Annotated in this window: 13 protein-coding genes; 8 read left to right on the forward strand and 5 right to left on the reverse strand. The window is 74.4% G+C overall.

What is annotated here, in order from left to right:
* Positions 1 to 55: 55 nt before the first annotated feature.
* On the reverse strand, positions 56 to 682 hold the full coding sequence (locus tag ACZCLJ_RS11740; protein WP_463103815.1) for a helix-turn-helix transcriptional regulator: 627 nt from the start codon (positions 680 to 682) through the stop codon (positions 56 to 58).
* A 179-nt stretch (positions 683 to 861) separates the two neighbouring features.
* Between ACZCLJ_RS11740 and ACZCLJ_RS11745 the strand changes: the two genes are divergently transcribed.
* The 3 genes from ACZCLJ_RS11745 (at position 862) to ACZCLJ_RS11755 (ending at position 3,019) form a co-directional block, all read left to right on the forward strand.
* Complete coding sequence (locus tag ACZCLJ_RS11745; RefSeq protein ID WP_251152090.1) at positions 862 to 2,229, forward strand: COG1470 family protein; 1,368 nt, start codon at positions 862 to 864, stop codon at positions 2,227 to 2,229.
* 1 nt (position 2,230) lies between these two features.
* A complete protein-coding gene (locus tag ACZCLJ_RS11750; RefSeq protein ID WP_435738056.1) occupies positions 2,231 to 2,539 on the forward strand; it encodes a PAAR domain-containing protein in 309 nt (102 codons plus the stop codon).
* Between the two features lie 90 nt (positions 2,540 to 2,629).
* Positions 2,630 to 3,019 carry a phage holin family protein gene (locus ACZCLJ_RS11755; protein ID WP_251152088.1) on the forward strand — a complete coding sequence of 130 codons (390 nt, stop codon included), beginning with the start codon at positions 2,630 to 2,632 and terminating at the stop codon, positions 3,017 to 3,019.
* A 10-nt stretch (positions 3,020 to 3,029) separates the two neighbouring features.
* Here ACZCLJ_RS11755 and ACZCLJ_RS11760 read toward each other — a convergent pair whose 3' ends face one another.
* Positions 3,030 to 4,730 carry a hypothetical protein gene (locus ACZCLJ_RS11760; RefSeq protein WP_463103816.1) on the reverse strand — a complete coding sequence of 567 codons (1,701 nt, stop codon included), beginning with the start codon at positions 4,728 to 4,730 and terminating at the stop codon, positions 3,030 to 3,032.
* Entirely contained in the window at positions 4,727 to 5,038 is a 312-nt protein-coding gene (locus tag ACZCLJ_RS11765; protein ID WP_463103817.1) for a hypothetical protein, read from the reverse strand. The genes ACZCLJ_RS11760 and ACZCLJ_RS11765 overlap by 4 nt, the downstream gene beginning before the upstream one ends.
* A 214-nt stretch (positions 5,039 to 5,252) precedes the next feature.
* Here ACZCLJ_RS11765 and purB point away from each other — a divergent pair, with 214 nt between their 5' ends.
* The 4 genes from purB to ACZCLJ_RS11785 all read left to right on the forward strand — a co-directional run bounded on the left by purB (position 5,253) and on the right by ACZCLJ_RS11785 (position 11,672).
* Positions 5,253 to 6,731: an adenylosuccinate lyase gene (purB, locus tag ACZCLJ_RS11770; protein ID WP_463103818.1), complete on the forward strand. Its 1,479-nt coding sequence runs from the start codon at positions 5,253 to 5,255 to the stop codon at positions 6,729 to 6,731.
* Positions 6,732 to 6,929: 198 nt separating this feature from the next.
* Positions 6,930 to 8,300, forward strand: a complete 1,371-nt coding sequence (locus ACZCLJ_RS11775) for a glycoside hydrolase family 6 protein (RefSeq protein ID WP_463103819.1) — start codon at positions 6,930 to 6,932, stop codon at positions 8,298 to 8,300.
* Between the two features lie 100 nt (positions 8,301 to 8,400).
* Complete coding sequence (locus ACZCLJ_RS11780) at positions 8,401 to 9,957, forward strand: arylsulfotransferase family protein (protein WP_463103820.1); 1,557 nt, start codon at positions 8,401 to 8,403, stop codon at positions 9,955 to 9,957.
* Between the two features lie 74 nt (positions 9,958 to 10,031).
* Complete coding sequence (locus tag ACZCLJ_RS11785; protein WP_463103821.1) at positions 10,032 to 11,672, forward strand: glycoside hydrolase family 10 protein; 1,641 nt, start codon at positions 10,032 to 10,034, stop codon at positions 11,670 to 11,672.
* Between the two features lie 116 nt (positions 11,673 to 11,788).
* Here ACZCLJ_RS11785 and ACZCLJ_RS11790 read toward each other — a convergent pair whose 3' ends face one another.
* Complete coding sequence (locus tag ACZCLJ_RS11790; protein WP_463103822.1) at positions 11,789 to 13,027, reverse strand: SH3 domain-containing protein; 1,239 nt, start codon at positions 13,025 to 13,027, stop codon at positions 11,789 to 11,791.
* A 155-nt stretch (positions 13,028 to 13,182) separates the two neighbouring features.
* Here ACZCLJ_RS11790 and ACZCLJ_RS11795 point away from each other — a divergent pair, with 155 nt between their 5' ends.
* Positions 13,183 to 14,535 carry a CoA transferase gene (locus ACZCLJ_RS11795; RefSeq protein WP_463103823.1) on the forward strand — a complete coding sequence of 451 codons (1,353 nt, stop codon included), beginning with the start codon at positions 13,183 to 13,185 and terminating at the stop codon, positions 14,533 to 14,535.
* A gap of 6 nt (positions 14,536 to 14,541) precedes the next feature.
* Here the strand turns inward: ACZCLJ_RS11795 and ACZCLJ_RS11800 are convergent, their stop codons facing one another.
* A complete protein-coding gene (locus ACZCLJ_RS11800) occupies positions 14,542 to 15,498 on the reverse strand; it encodes a Ppx/GppA family phosphatase (protein ID WP_463103824.1) in 957 nt (318 codons plus the stop codon).
* Between the last annotated feature and the right edge of the window lie 13 nt (positions 15,499 to 15,511).

Genomic DNA, 15,511 nt, shown 5'->3' on the forward strand with positions numbered 1-15,511 from the left:
CGCGCCCGTCCCGCGGAACGTGCAGCGGCGCGTGCCCGATCGGGCAACGGGCTGGTCAGATCAGCCCCTCGCGCAGCGCGTACGCGACCGCGTGCACACGGTTGCGGAGCTGGAGCCGCGACGTGATGTCGTGCAGCACGTTCTTCACCGTCCGCTCCGAGTAGGCGAGGTGCCGCGCGACCTCCGCCGTGTCGAACCCGTCGGCGATGAGCCGCAGCACCTCCACCTCCCGGGTCGCGAGGCCCGCGAACGTGATGCCCCGTGGCTGCAGCACCTGGCGCTGGAGCGAGCCGACCTGACCGAGCAGCTTGCCCAGCAGGTCCGGGGGCATGCTGCCCTCCCCGCTCGCCGCGCCCCGGATCACGGTGACCAGCCGGTCGGGGGTCGCCTCGCCGCGCCGCACCATGCCGACGACGCCGGCCTCCACGGCAGCGACCACGTCCTTCTCGTCGAGCCGTCCCGCCACGAGCACGGCCCGGCCGCCACCGTTGCGCTGGACGGCCCGCACGAGGCGCACCGCCTCCTCGTCCAGCTGGTCCGCGACGACCAGTGCGACCTCCGCGTCCCGCGCGTCCTCGTCGTGACCCAGGACGCGCACCTCGGGTCGCGGGCGCAACGCGCTGACCACGCCTCCCTCGGAGATCGGGTCCTGCGCGCTCACCGACACCGTGATCCGTCCCATCGTCCTGCTCCCCTGCCCGTCGTCGCGCCGCCCTCCGGGCCGGCCGTGGCCCGGGACGACCCAGTGTCCTCAGGTCGCTCTCCGGGCACTCATCAAGGACTCAACGGGCAGTCCGCGTGCCTCATCGGCCGCCCCCGCGGCGCTGCGCGCCTGTTCCGCCGAGTCCTACGGTCGGGAGCATGGCAACGCTGGCCACCCTCGACGCGACGAGGATCGCGCTGACCCCCGGCGAGGAGGTCACGGTCCCCGTGACGGTGCGCAACACCGGCGCGATCGTCGAGGCGTACCGGATCGAGGTCCTCGGGGTCCCGGGGGACTGGACCGTCGTCGAGCCCGCGGTCATCGAGGGCCTCTACCCGGACACGGCCACGACGGCGACGCTCACGTTCCGTCCACCGCGCAGCGCCGAGGTGCCCGCCGGAGACCTCCAGTTCGGCGTCCGCGTCGTCCCGCTCGAGCACCCCGACGACACGGTCGTGCCCGAGGGCGTCGTGGAGGTGCTGCCCTTCCTCGACACGACCGCGGAGCTGGTCCCCCGCACGACGCACGGCCGGCGCGGCGCGAAGCACCAGGTGGCCGTCGACAACCGGGGCAACGCGCCGGTCTCGGTGCTCCTCGCGTGCGCCGACGGCACCGACGAGCTCCGGTTCACGGTCAAGCAGCCCCTGCTCGTCGTGGCCGCCGGGACCGCCGCGTTCACCGACGTCCGGGTCCGGCCGCGCGCGACGACCTGGCGCGGTCCCGACAAGACGCTGCCGTTCGTCGTCCAGGTCGAGGCGGACAGCACCGTGCCCGTCACGCTGGACGGCTCCCACGTCCAGACCGCGGTCCTCCCGAAGTGGTTCCTCAAGGCGCTCCTCGCCCTCCTCGCCCTCCTCGCGCTCCTCGTCGTGCTCTGGTTCACGCTGCTCAAGCCGGCGATCACCTCCGCCGCGCAGGCCGCGGTCGGCGACGACCTCACGCAGGCGCAGGAGGCGGCTGCAGCCGCGCAGGAGGCTGCCCAGGAAGCCGCCGGCGCGGCACAGCAGGCGACGGGCGCGGCGTCGGACGCCGAGGTGGCCGCGACCGAGGCCGGCACGACGCTCGCCGACACCGAGGACGCCGTCGCCGAGTTCGTCCCCCCGTCCGGCACTTCCGTGCCCGTCCGGCAGCGTCTCGAGGTCGAGCCCGCCGCCGGGGAGTCCGACGCCGTGCCCTTCGAGGTGCCCGAGGGCTCGACCCTCACGATCGACGACATCATCCTGTCGAACCCGCAGGGCGACTTCGGGCGCCTCACCGTCTCCCAGGACGACGAGGTGTTCCTCGACTTCGCCCTCGAGAACTTCCGCGACCTCGACTACCACTTCCAGTCGCCCCTCACGTTCGAGGCCGGCTCCGTCCTGACGATGGAGGTGACGTGTCGTCAGCCGGGCGCACCGCTCGGCCTGGACCCTGCTCCGACGGCGTGCGACACCTCGATGTACGTCGGCGGGACGATGTTCACCCCGGACGCCGCGGCCGCGGAGAGCCCCGCTGCCGAGAGCCCCGCCGCCGAGACGCAGCCCTGAGATGCCGACCGGACCCGCAGCCTGCGCAGGCGACCAGGTCGTGTGCCCGTTGTCCGACGGCCCCAAGCCGCACGTCGGCGGTCCCGTCACGCCGGCCGCGTGCGTGCCGACGGTGCTCGTCGGCGGGCGACCTGCGGCCGTCGCGAACGGCGCCGGCGTCGTGTGCGTGTCGCCCGCCCCGAACGGGATCGCGGTCGGCAGCCTCACGGTGCTGGTCGGGAACCTGCCCGCGGCACGCGTGGGCGACACCACCGTCCACGGCGGGAAGGTCGTGGGCCCGGGATGCCCGACCGTGATCGTCGGCGGCTGAGCGCCGCGTCGTCGTCGCTCGCCACGACGTCGCTCGCCACGGCGTCCGGCCACCTCGTGCGCGCGACGACCGGATGGCAGGATGCCGGGTATGAGCTTCGTCGTCCGCGTCCTCGTCACCGGTCTCGCCATCTGGCTCACGAGCCTGTTCATCGACGACCACTTCCAGATCGTCGGCTCCGACACCGCCGGCGGGAAGCTCGTCATCATCCTCGTCGTCGCGCTGCTGTACTCGCTCGTCAACGCGGTCATCAAGCCGATCGTGCAGATCCTGTCGATCCCGCTGTACATCCTCACGCTCGGCCTGTTCTCGCTCGTCGTCAACGCGCTCATGCTCATGCTCACCGCGTGGATCACCGAGCAGACCGACTGGGGCATCCGGATCATCGGCGGGTTCTGGTGGGCGCTGCTCGCGGCCCTGATCATCGGCCTCATCAACTTCGCCGTCTCCGCCGTCGTGCCCAAGAGCAAGGACCGCTGACCGTCCCTGCTCACCGCGCCTCCGTCGACGGTTCCGTCGGCCCCGGCGCGACGACCGTCCCGGCACCGGACCCGCCACGCCCGAGGCCGAGGACGTCCGCCGGGTCGGGCAGGAGCGTCCCGGGCGGCGTCATCCGGTCCGCCACGGCCTCGGGATCGAGCACGAGCGTGCCGCGGTAGTACGCGATCTCCTCCCGCTGCCCGTCCAACGACGCCTCGAGCGCGTCGAGGTGGGACCTCAGCCCGGGGTGCCCGATGCCCTGCGCGTCGGTCAGCGCGTCCACGTGGTGCCCGACGCCGTGCGGGATCCCCTGCGTCTCGTTCCCCGTCAGCAGGTCGAGGTCGCGCGACACGGTCACCTGGTTCGTGGTCGCCGGGTTCCCGCGCCCGTCGAGACCCGACACACCCTCCTGGCGGTTCTCGACGTGCGTCCCGAGCACCCCTGGCGGCAGCGGCATCCCGCCCACCGGCGCCCCTGCCGTCACCACGTGCGTCACGCGGTACCGCGGTGGCCCTCCGGTCTCCGGCACCGGGCCGGGTGGTCCCGGGCGCGCGGAGGTGCCGGACGGTGACGAGGCCGCCGTCGCGGCGGATCCCGCGGTCAGCGCGGCCACCGACGCGGCCACCATGCCGCCCTGGCTGTGGCCGACGAGCACCACCTCGTCGTCCGCGCCCACCTCGGCGTCCTCCAGCGCCGCGAGGACGAGGGCCGTGCTGTCGGCCGTCCGACCCCCCACGGTGCTGCCCGAGAGCTCGTCACCCTCCATGAGGTCGTAGTTGGACGTCATGGAGAACGCCGTACCGAGGCTGGACGGCCCGAGCTGCGTGCCCGGGATCGTCACGACCCAGGTCGCGCGGCCGCCGTCGTGCACGATCTTCTCCAGGGCGATCGCCGAGTGGGGCACGGGGTTGCCCTCGCCCGTGCCGTAGACCGTGTCGATGCGGCGCAGGAGGTCCTGCGCCGTGCGCGGTGGCGGCATGAGCTCGGGACCCGGTGACTGCTCCGGGCCCAGCCGCTCCACGTGGACGCGGTCGAGGAAGAGCCCCCGCCAGCCTTCCGAGAGCAGTCGCAGGACCGAGGCGCCGTGGGCGACGGTCGGACGTTCGAGGAGCCCTCGGTCGGGGTCCAGCAGCCCGAGGAGCGCACCGGTCGAGGCGACGGCCCTCTCGTGCAGCGGGCCGCCCCCGGTGACGAGACGGCCCCACGGCAGGCCGTCGCCGGTGAGGACGCCCTCGAGGAACGCGAGCTGACCCGCCAGGAGCGCGACCTCCAGACCGACGAGCGGGACGTCCGCCACCGCGCCGAGCACACGCCAGGCCTCGGCCTCGGCCCTGACGTAGGTGCCCGACGCCTTGGCCATGCGCACCCCGACGCCGTCGAGGAGACGCTCCAGCTCGCCGAGTGCCGCGTCCAGCGCGTCGACGGCTCCGAGCGCCGCGTCCCGCTCGCGGGCGCTCGTGCTGCCGGGAGCCGCGACCGGGTGCGCGCTGAGCTGCGGTCCCGCCCCGAGCCCGCCGACGGTCTCGGCCCACCGCCACGGCGCCGACCGCAGGCTCTCGCGCGCGTCGCGGCACCGTTCGCGCGCGGAGCGGACCAGGTCCGCCGCCGACCGGACCACCGTCGCCTGGCCGAGGATCTGCTCCGTGTCGACGGCCGTCACCGGCCCGCCCGTCACCACGACCGTCGCCGTGGGGTCGGTGGAGCCGCTCACCCGACGCTCCGTGCGGCGACGACGGCCTGCTCGTGCTCCAGGTCGAGCGCACGGAGGTACCGGTCGGCGGCCATGACCGCGTCGTCGACCAGCAGCCCGGCCGCGACGGCGCGAGCGACCGCGTCGTCGAGGGCCTGTCGATAGCCGTCCGCGGCAGGACCCGCCCAGTCCAGGGTCGTGGCGGCTCCCACCCGCCAGCGGGTGGACCCGACGTCCTCCCCGGCCGCGCGCAGCGCCGGGGTCGGGTCGACGAGCGGCCCGTACGGGGACACCTGGCAGGTCGGGGGTGCGTGGTCCGTGCTGTGCATGCGTCGGAGACTAGGAAGGTCGACGACACCGTCCCCACGTGTTCCGTTCCCGCTGTGGACGGGACCGTCGAGGGCCGGGCCTGTGCACGGCCAGGCGTCACCTCTCCGGCCGGTGGTGCGAGGCTTCGGACGACCGGGCCAGCCCCGCGTCGCCGGGTGACCGCCCCTCGGGAGGCGCGGGTCGCCGTCGGGCACGCGTGGGAGAATCAGGGGCGTGCCCGAGAACCCTGCCGCAGCCGCCCCTGCCCGCACGTCCCTCGCCGACGTCACGCCGCCGATCGCGCTCGGACCGCTCGACGGCCGCTACCGCGGCGCCGTCGCCCCGCTCGTCGACCACCTGAGCGAGGCCGCGCTCAACCGCGAGCGCGTCCACGTCGAGGTGGAGTGGCTGGTCACGCTGTGCAACGGCGTACCGGGCGTGACGGACGGCCCCGTGGTGCCGGGCGCCCCGCAGCTCTCCGACGCGGAGGTCGCGTACCTCCGCCGGATCCCCGCGACGTTCGGCGCGGACGAGGTCGCGGAGCTCGCCGCGATCGAGCGCGAGACGGTGCACGACGTTAAGGCCGTCGAGTACTTCGTCAAGCGCCGTCTGACCGCCGCCCCTGAGGCGCTCGGCGCGGACACCGTCCTGCCCGGCGTCGGCGAGCTCGTCCACTTCGCGTGCACGAGCGAGGACGTCAACAACCTGTCGTACGCGCTCATGGTGCGCGGCGCGGTCGTCGACGTCTGGCTGCCGGCCGCGACCGCGCTCGTCGACCAGCTCGCCGACATGGCGCGCGAGCTCGCGGCCGTGCCGCTGCTCTCCCGCACCCACGGCCAGCCCGCCACGCCGTCGACGCTCGGCAAGGAGCTGGCGGTCCTCGCACACCGCCTGCGCCGCCAGCTCCGCCGCATCGGCGCGGCCGAGTACCTCGGCAAGCTCAACGGCGCGACAGGCACCTACGGCGCGCACACTGTCGCCGTGCCGGGCGTCGACTGGCCCGCGGTCTCGCGCGCGTTCGTCGAGGGCCTGGGGCTGACCTGGAACCCGCTCACCACGCAGATCGAGTCGCACGACTGGCAGGCCGAGCTGTACGCCGACGTCGCGCGCTTCAACCGCGTCCTCCACAACCTGTCGACGGACGTGTGGACGTACATCTCGCTCGGGTTCTTCACGCAGATCCCCGTGCCGGGCGCGACCGGCTCGTCGACCATGCCGCACAAGGTCAACCCGATCCGGTTCGAGAACGCCGAGGCGAACCTCGAGATCTCGTGCGCGCTGCTCGACACGCTCGGCGCGACGCTCGTCACCTCGCGCCTGCAGCGCGACCTCACGGACTCGACGACGCAGCGCAACATCGGCCCCGCGTTCGGCCACTCGCTGCTCGCGATCGACAACGTGCGCCGCGGCCTGAAGGCCCTCGCCGCGAACGCCGACCTCATGGCGGCGGACCTCGACGAGAACTGGGAGGTGCTCGGCGAGCCGATCCAGTCGGCGATGCGCGCGGCGTCGGTCGCGGGCGTGCCCGGCATGGAGAACCCGTACGAGCGCCTCAAGGATCTCACGCGCGGCCAGCGCGTCGACGCGGCCCGGCTCCGCGAGTTCGTCGCGGGCCTCGGCCTGCCCGACGACGTCGCGCGCCGCCTCGCCGACCTCACCCCCGCGACGTACACCGGCCTCGCCGAGCAGCTGGTCGCCGACTACCTGGCCTGACCCGGCCCGGCGCCGACCGCGGGCCCCTCGCCGAACACGACCTGAGGGTCGCTATCCGTCGGATAGCGACCCTCAGGTCGTGTTCAGCAGCAGACGGGCTCCGCCTTCCCGCGATCTGAAACGTTTCGGCCCTGTGGGGGCGCGCCGCGGGTGCCTACGGTGGCGACGTCCTGACCCCGAGGCGACGGAGCCTTGATCATGAGACCCACTCTTCGCGCGACCCGCCGCGGACCGCGAACGACGACGCTCGCAGCCGTCGTCGCGACCGTCACCGCGCTCACGGCCACGGCGGCGATCGGCACCGGCCTCGCGAGCAGCGCCGCGGCCGCGCCCGGCGCGTGCGCCGTGGACTACCGCGTCACGAGCTCGTGGGGTGGCGGGTTCCAGGCCGCGGTGACGGTGACCAACCTCGGCTCCGCGCGCTCCGGGTGGGAGCTCGCGTGGGACGTCCCCGCCGGCGAAGGGATCAGCCAGCTCTGGAACGGCGCGCTCGCGCGCGACGGCGCCCAGGTCACGGTGGGTGACGTGGGCTGGAACGGGCAGCTCGCCACGGGCGGCAGCGCGTCCTTCGGCTTCGTGGGCACGGCCGTGTCGGCCCCGGTCGTGCCCACGGACTTCACGCTCGACGGCGTCGTGTGCGGCGACGACGACGGCCCGCCGCCCGACCCCGATCCCGACCTCACCGAGGAACCGACCGAGGAACCGACCGAGGAGCCCACCGAGCAGCCGGGCGACGTCACGTTCCACGTCGACGAGACGTCCCAGGCCTGGGAGGCGTGGCAGTCCGCGTCGGGTACCGACAAGGCCCTGCTCGCGAAGATCGCGCTCACGCCGCAGTCGTCGTGGGTCACGGACCCCGACGCGCAGGTGTCGCGCGCGAAGGTCGCGGCGTTCACCGGGGCGGCCGCCGCCGAGGGCGCGACGCCGCTGCTCACGATCTACGCGATCCCCGGCCGCGACTGCGGCTCGCACTCGGGCGGCGGCACCGCCGAGGCGGCGTACCGGAGCTGGGTCCAGACCGTGGCGTCGGGCATCGTCGGCGAGCCGTGGGTGGTCCTCGAGCCTGACGCGCTCGCCCAGCTCGGCGACTGCTCCGGACAGGGCGACCGGGTCGGGATGCTGCGCGACGCCGCCCGGATCCTCACCGACGCGGGCGCCCGGGTCTACGTCGACGCCGGCCACTCGGCCTGGCTCAGCGCGTCGGAGACCGCGGCACGCCTGCGGCAGGTCGGCCTCGACGACGCGGTCGGGTTCGCGCTCAACACGTCGAACTACCGCACGACGGCCGAGTCCCGGGCGTACGGCGAGCAGGTCTCGGCGCTGCTCGGGGGCGCGCCGTTCGTCGTCGACACGTCGCGCAACGGCAACGGGTCCAACGGCGAGTGGTGCAACCCGCGCGGTCGGGCGCTCGGCGAGCGGCCGACCTCGGTCCACGACGCGACGCACCTCGACGCGCTCCTGTGGGTCAAGCTCCCCGGCGAGAGCGACGGGTCGTGCAACGGCGGCCCGCCCGCCGGGCAGTGGTGGCAGGACGTCGCGCTCGAGCTCGCGCGCAACGCGGCCTGGTAGCGCTCCTCCGATCGGGCCGGCCCGCCGAGCGGGCCGCCCGACCTGACCGCACAGGACCTGCTGCCTGGCGACTCACAGGTCGGTGCGCGACGCTCGGAGGATGCACCGCAGGACCCGCCACCTCGTCACCCTGACCGCCACCGTCGCCGCGACGGCTCTCGTCGCGAGCGCCTGCACCGGCCCCGAGGAGGGCCGCGACCCGTCCCCTCCGCCGTCCGCCCCGACGGCGGAGGAGACGGCCGCCCAGGAGGCACCGCCCGCGGCGCACCGCTTCCGCTCGACCGAGCTCGTCGCGCCCGTGCTCCCGGTGACGCGCGGCCCGGCGGCGCCGGCCGAGGACGACGACGCGCTGTACGTCCTCGGGCCGAAGAAGAGCGAGGCGCCGAAGAAGGGGCCGCTGTTCGTCGACGCCCAGGGCGAGCCGGTGTGGATCGCGCCCGACGACACCGCCGCGTACGACGTCCGGGTCCAGGAGCTCGACGGCGAGCCGGTCATCACGTACTACGTCGGGCAGTCGGACTTCGTCGGGCACGGGTTCGGCGACATCGTGGTCCTCGACACGTCGTACACGGAGATCACGCGCGTGACGACAGGCGGCGACGTCGGGCCCGGCAACGCCGACATGCACGACGCGACGATCACGCCCGACGGCACGATGCTCCTGCTCGCCTACGTCGCCGAGCCCGCGGACCTCACCCCGGTGGGCGGTGACGAGGACGGCTGGGCGTGGGAGAACGTCGTGCAGGAGGTCGACGTCGAGAGCGGCGAGGTGCTGTTCGAGTGGCGCGCGTCCGACCACGTCGAGATGACGGACACCAAGGCCGCTCCCGACGCCGACCCGGACGCCCCCAAGGGCTCCGAGGACGACCCGTTCGACTGGTTCCACGTCAACAGCGCCACCCTCACCCCGGACGGCGACCTCCTGCTCTCGGCGCGCAACACGCACGCCGTCTACCGGGTCGACCGCGAGTCCGGGGACGTCGAGTGGGTCCTCGGCGGCACGTCGAGCGACTTCGCGATGGAGGGCGCCGACGACGGGACGGGCGCGCAGTTCGCGTGGCAGCACGACGCGCAGCTGCACGACGACGGCACCCTCACGCTGTTCGACAACCAGGCGAACCCGCCCGTCGGCGAGCGCTCGCGCGGCCTGCGGCTCGACGTCGACACCGACGCGATGACGGCGACGGTCGCGCAGGAGTGGCTGCCCTCCGACCCGGGGATGCTCGCCGGGAGCCAGGGCAACCTCCAGGTGCTCGCGGACGGGAACGTCGTGATCGGGTGGGGCGACGCGCAGCTCACGAGCGAGTACACGACGGACGGCACGCTCGTGCGCGAGATGCCGCTCGAGGCGGGCGAGTCGTACCGCTCGTACCGGTTCGACGACTGGGTGGGCTCGCCGACCGAGCCGCCGGCCGTGGTCGTCGAGGGCGGGACCGCGTACGCGAGCTGGAACGGCGCGACGGAGGTCGCCTCGTGGCGCCTCGTCGCCGGGTCCTCCGCGGAGGACGCCGCGACGGTCGCCGAGGCGCCGCGCGACGGCTTCGAGACGGCGCTCGCCCCGGTGCCCGACGGCGCGGCGTACGTCGCGGTCGAGGCGCTCGGGGCGGACGGGGAGGTGCTGGGCACGGGGACGGCACCGACCGGCGAGGCAGGCTGACGGAAACCTTCACAGAGTGCTGTTGTTGTGAAACTATCTTCCACACAGGCTCGTCCGACCGGAGGATCACAGCAATGACGCTCCACGCCCCCACTCCTGCACCGTCGACCCCGGGACCCACCGGCGTCGGCCGCCGCCAGTTCCTCACGCTCGCCACCGCCGGCGTCGCGGCCAGCACGCTCACCGTGACGGTCGGCTCCCTCGCCCCGGCCGCCGCGCTCACCGCACCCGCCGGCACGACCCGCACGGCGGCGTCGGGCATCCCCGCCCCGCGCAAGCGCGAGCTGCGCGCGATGTGGATCTCGAGCGTCGTGAACATCGACTGGCCGTCCGCGGCCGGGCTCTCCGCCGAGCAGCAGAGAGCCGAGTTCCTGCACTGGCTCGACGTCGCGCGCGACTTCCGCCTCAACGCCGTGTTCGTCCAGGTGCGCCCCACCGCCGACGCGTTCTGGCCGAGCCCGCACGAGCCGTGGTCGCAGTACCTCACGGGCACGCAGGGCCAGGACCCCGGCTACGACCCGCTCGCGTTCGTCGTCGAGGAGTGCCACCGGCGCAACCTCGAGATCCACGCCTGGTACAACCCGTACCGCGTCTCCATGCAGGCCGACCTGTCCCAGCTCGTGCCCGAGCACCCGGCGCGGCAGCACCCGGAGTGGGTCTGGGCCTACGGCGGCAAGCTGTACTTCGACCCGGGCCTGCCCGAGGCCCAGGAGCACATCAAGACCGCGATCCTGCACAGCGTCGAGCACTACGACATCGACGGCGTCCACTTCGACGACTACTTCTACCCGTACGCCGTCGCGGGCCAGACCATCCCCGACGCCGCGACCTTCGCCACGCACGGCAGCGGGTTCGACCGCGTCGAGGACTGGCGCCGGCACAACGTCGACGAGTTCGTCCGCAGCATCTCCGAGCGCATCAAGCAGACCAAGCCGTGGGTCAAGTTCGGCATCAGCCCGTTCGGCATCTGGCGCAACGCGTCGACCGACCCGCGCGGCTCCGAGACGGGCGGGTCCCAGTCCTACGACATGCAGTTCGCCGACACGCGCAAGTGGGTCCTCGAGGGCTGGCTCGACTACATCAACCCGCAGATCTACTGGCAGCTCGGCCTCGCCGTCGCCGACTACGCGAAGCTCGTCCCGTGGTGGGCCGAGGTCGCCGCGCAGTCCGGCACGCAGCTCTACGTCGGCGAGGCGCTGTACAAGGTGACGTCGGGCGTGTTCACGGACCCGGCCGAGCTGTCGAACCACCTGACGTTCTGCCAGGAGCAGGAGCACCCCGTGCTGGGCAACGTGTGGTTCTCCGCCAAGCACATCCCGGCGGATCCGCAGGGCTCGATGACGCGCGTGCGCGACGACCACTACCGCCACCCCGCGCTCGTCCCGGCGATGCCGCACCTGCCCGGGACTCGCGTGCGCGTTCCCGTGCTCACGACCGCACGGTGGGCGGCCGACGGCGTCCGTCTCCACTGGAACGACGCGGGGCCGCGCCGGACGGCGGCGACGTCGTTCGCCGTCTATCGTGTCGAGGGCGACGCGCGCGCGATCGACGTGGAGGACCCCGTCAACCTGGTGGCGACCGTCCGCAGCAGCGGGCACGTCGTCCAGGACTGGACCGACGGCACGGCCGTCGCGGGGACGACGTACACGTACGCGGTGACCGCGCTCGACCGCCTGTGGAACGAGTCCCGGCCGAGCCGCGTCCGCTCGGTCTGACGAGCTCCGCCCCCGGCCCGCCGGGGGCGGTTCCTCCTCGCCGGAACTGGGGCCGCGCGAGGAGGGCCTCCGACGGCGCGTGGTCGCTGGGTGCACCACGCGCCGTCGGGCAGGGGTCAGCGCGGCTTCGTCGCGGACAGGTACGCCGTCGAGACGTAACCCGTCCGCGTCCCCACCGTGACCTTGAGCCAGCCCTTCGAGGCGGTCCCCGCGTGCTTGACCGCCGTCCCCCGGGCGAGCTTCGCGACGACGGCCGAGGACGTCGTCGGCGCGGCCCGCAGGTTGAGCACCGACGCCGTCACGTACGACGTCGCCGCCTTCGGGGGCGCGGGCTTCGGCGCGCTCGCCGTCGGGGCGGTCGTCGTCGTGTACTGCGCCGAGACCCAGCCGGTCCGGCCCGCGGTCGTGACCTTGAGCCAGCTCCCGGACGTCGACAGCACGGAGAGCTTCGCCCCCTTCGCGAGCCGCGCGAGGACCGCGGAGGAGGTCGTCGCCTGCGCCCGCAGGTTGAGCGAGGTCGCCGTGACGTACCGCGTCGCAGCGGGTCGCGACACGGGGGCGGCGGCCGCCGCGGGCTTGTTCGGGCCGACGTACGCCGCCGAGACCCAGCCCGTGCGCGAGCCGTACGTGACCCTGCGCCAGGAGCCTGAGCCGTCACCGGGCTTGGCGACCACCTTCGCCGACCGCGGCACCACGGCGAGGACCGCGGCCGACCCGCTCGCCGCGGCCCGGAGGTTGACGTTCGCGTTCGCGTAATACGTGCACGACGACGGCGTCGTGCGGGTCGCGACGCGCGTCGCGCTCTTCGCGAGGTCGATCCCCCGGGCCTGCAGGAAGGGCAGCGGGTCGGCGTGCGTCGCGCCCGACCCGTAGGTCCCGTTCCACACCTCGAGGTGCAGGTGCGGCGAGGTCGACGTGCCCGTCGACCCGACGTCCGCGATCCGCTGGCCGGCGGCGACCTTCTGCCCGGCGCGCACGTACCGGTCGCCGTCGATCACGTGGCCGTAGACCGTCGACACCGGCTTCCCGGCGATCGTGTGCTTGACGACCACCCACTGCCCGAACCCGCTCACGGCACCGGCCTTGAGCACGGTCCCGGCGGCGACCGCGTTGATCCGCGTGCCCGACGCCGCCCCCATGTCCTGTCCCAGGTGCCACGTCGAGGCGTTCGCGACCGGCATGCACCGCGGCCCGTAGTACGACGACAGCGAGTACGTCCGCGCGCCCAGCGGCGACACCACCGAGCTCGCGGCGCTCGCCGCCGGCGCCACGAGGACCGAGCCGAGCCCTGTCGCGAGCGCGACAGCCATCGCGATCCGCGCCCTGCCGGCCCAGCTCCTGACGATCCTTCCCATACCTGCCCCCTGCTGAGAAATCATGACCATCCCGGCGTGTCGGATTGACACCCTCTCCAGCACGGTACGTTCGCGGGGGTGGGAGCACCACGTGGACGGCTGTCCAGGCCCCCTACCCGGGTGCCGCGGCGGGAGGCCCGTCATACGGTCGTCCCGTGGACGGGACGGCGTCGTCGGGCGCGCACGGGTTCCTCGCTGCCACGCTGCCCGTGCTCGCGCTCGCCGTGGGCTCGGTCCGCGCCGTGGGCGACGCCGTCGCGCGAGCAACCGGCGCAGCTCCGAGCGCGCCACCCGACCCGGAGCGCGTCGCCGCGGCCTTCACGAGCGACCGCCTCCTGCGGGTGGACGGGGCGCCGGTCGACGGGTTCGCCCCGATGTCCGGCTTCTTCCGGGCGTCCGACGGCTGGGTGCGCACGCACGCCAACTACCCCCACCACCGGGAGCGACTGCTCCACCTCCTCGGGCTGCCCGACGACGCGGCGCGCGACGCGCTGATCGACCGCGTCGGGCGGTGGTCAGCGCAGGACGTCGAGGACGGCGCCGCCGACGCCGGGGCGATCGCGGTGCGCGTCCGCACGGAGGCCGGCTGGCGTGCGAGCGACGGCCGGGGCGCCGGCTCGGCGACGCCCGTGCGGACGGAGGTCCGGGACGACGCCGGGCAGGGCCGCACGCTCGGGCGCGGGCCCCGCCCGCTGACCGGCGTCCGCGTGCTCGACCTGACGCGCGTCATCGCGGGACCGGTCGCGACGCGCACGCTCGCGCTGCTCGGCGCCGACGTGCTGCGCGTGGACCCTCGGGGGCTGCCGGAGATCGGCTGGCAGCACCTCGACAGCGGGCAGGGCAAGCGGTCGACGCTGCTCGACCTCCGCGACGCCGGCGACCTCGCGCGCGCCCAGGAGCTGCTCGACGGCGCGGACGTGCTCGTCACGGGCTACCGGCCGGGCGCGGTCGAGGCGCTCGGGCTCCGGCTCCCCGACGGAGCAGTCCGCGCCCGGGTCGCGGCGTGGGACGACGGTCCGTGGTCCGGGCGGAGGGGGTTCGACTCGATCGTCCAGGCCGCGAGCGGGATCGCGCTCGTCGAGGGCTCGCGCGACGGCACGGTCGGCCCGCCCGCCGACGCGGCGCCGGACGGTGTGTCGCCGGACGGCGTGTCGCCGGGCGCGCTCCCGGCCCAGGCGCTCGACCACGCGACCGGGTACCTCGTCGCGGCGGCCGTCGTCGACGCCCTCGCCGACCGGGCTGCGGACGGGCACGGCCGCGACGTCGACGGCGTGCTGGCCCGCACCGCGACGGCCCTGCTCGCGGCGCCTGGGCGCGACCCCGGGCACGGCGCGCCGCGGACGCCCGGGGCGCGGTGCGTCGTCGGGCACCGGGTGCCGCTGGACGGCCGCGAGGTCGAGCTGGTCACCGCGCGCCCCGCGACCGGCGCGATCGGTGGCGAGCGGGTCGACGACTACCCGGCACCGGCGCACGCGTGGGGGTCGGACTCACCGCGCTGGAGCGCGTGAGAGTCGTCAGATGTGGTCGAGGCGCCGCAGGATCGCGCCCTCGCGCAGCGCCCAGGGGCAGATCTCCAGCTCGTCGACGCCCAGCGCGCGCATGGTCTCGACCGCGACGACTCCTCCCGCGACGATCTGGAAGGTCCGCTCGGGCGTCACGCCCGGCAGCGCGGTCCGGCCCTCCGCCGTGAGGCGCGCGAGGCGCGGCACCCAGTCGGCGAGCTGCGAGCGCCGCATGCGCCAGCGCTCGTCGGGCCCTACGACGTCGACCTGCATGCCGGCGAGCCGCGCGAGGGACCGGAACGTCTTCGACGTCGCGACGACGTGGTCGGGGGCGGGCAGCGCCCTGAACGCGGCGACCGTCGGGGCGAGCGTCGCGCGCACGTGCTGGCGCAGCCCGTCGACGTCGTCCGGGTCCGGCGGGTCGCCGGGCAGGAACGCCATGGTCATCCGGCCCGCGCCGAGCGGGAGCGACGCCGCGAGATCCGGCTCCTCGTCCACTCCCGACGCGATCTCGAGGGAGCCACCACCGATGTCGAGGACCAGGAGCCGCCCTGCGCCCCAGCCCGCCCAGCGGCGCGCGGCGAGGAACGTGAGGCGAGACTCGTCCTCGCCCGACAGGACGCGCACGGGCTGCCCGACGCGCTCGCCGATCGCGGCGAGGATCTCGCCGCCGTTCGTCGCGTCGCGCAGCGCTGACGTCGCCATGGGCAGCATCTCGTCGACCGCAGACTTCCGGGCGAGCGCCATCGCGTCGTCGACCGCGGCGAGCATCGCGGCGACGCCCTCGTCCGAGAGCGCCCCGTCCGGCTGCAGGTAGCGCATGATCCGCACGACCGTCCGCGCTCCCGCGGCCTGGACGGGCCGAGCGGCGTAGGCCGCGTCGACCACGGCGAGGTGCACGGTGTTGGAACCGATGTCGAGGACGCCGAGGCGCGTCGTCGGGCGGCCGGTCGAGTCCGTGGTCGTCACGAGCACCGAGGCT

It is taken from the genome of Cellulosimicrobium sp. So1_17 (assembly GCF_055181235.1).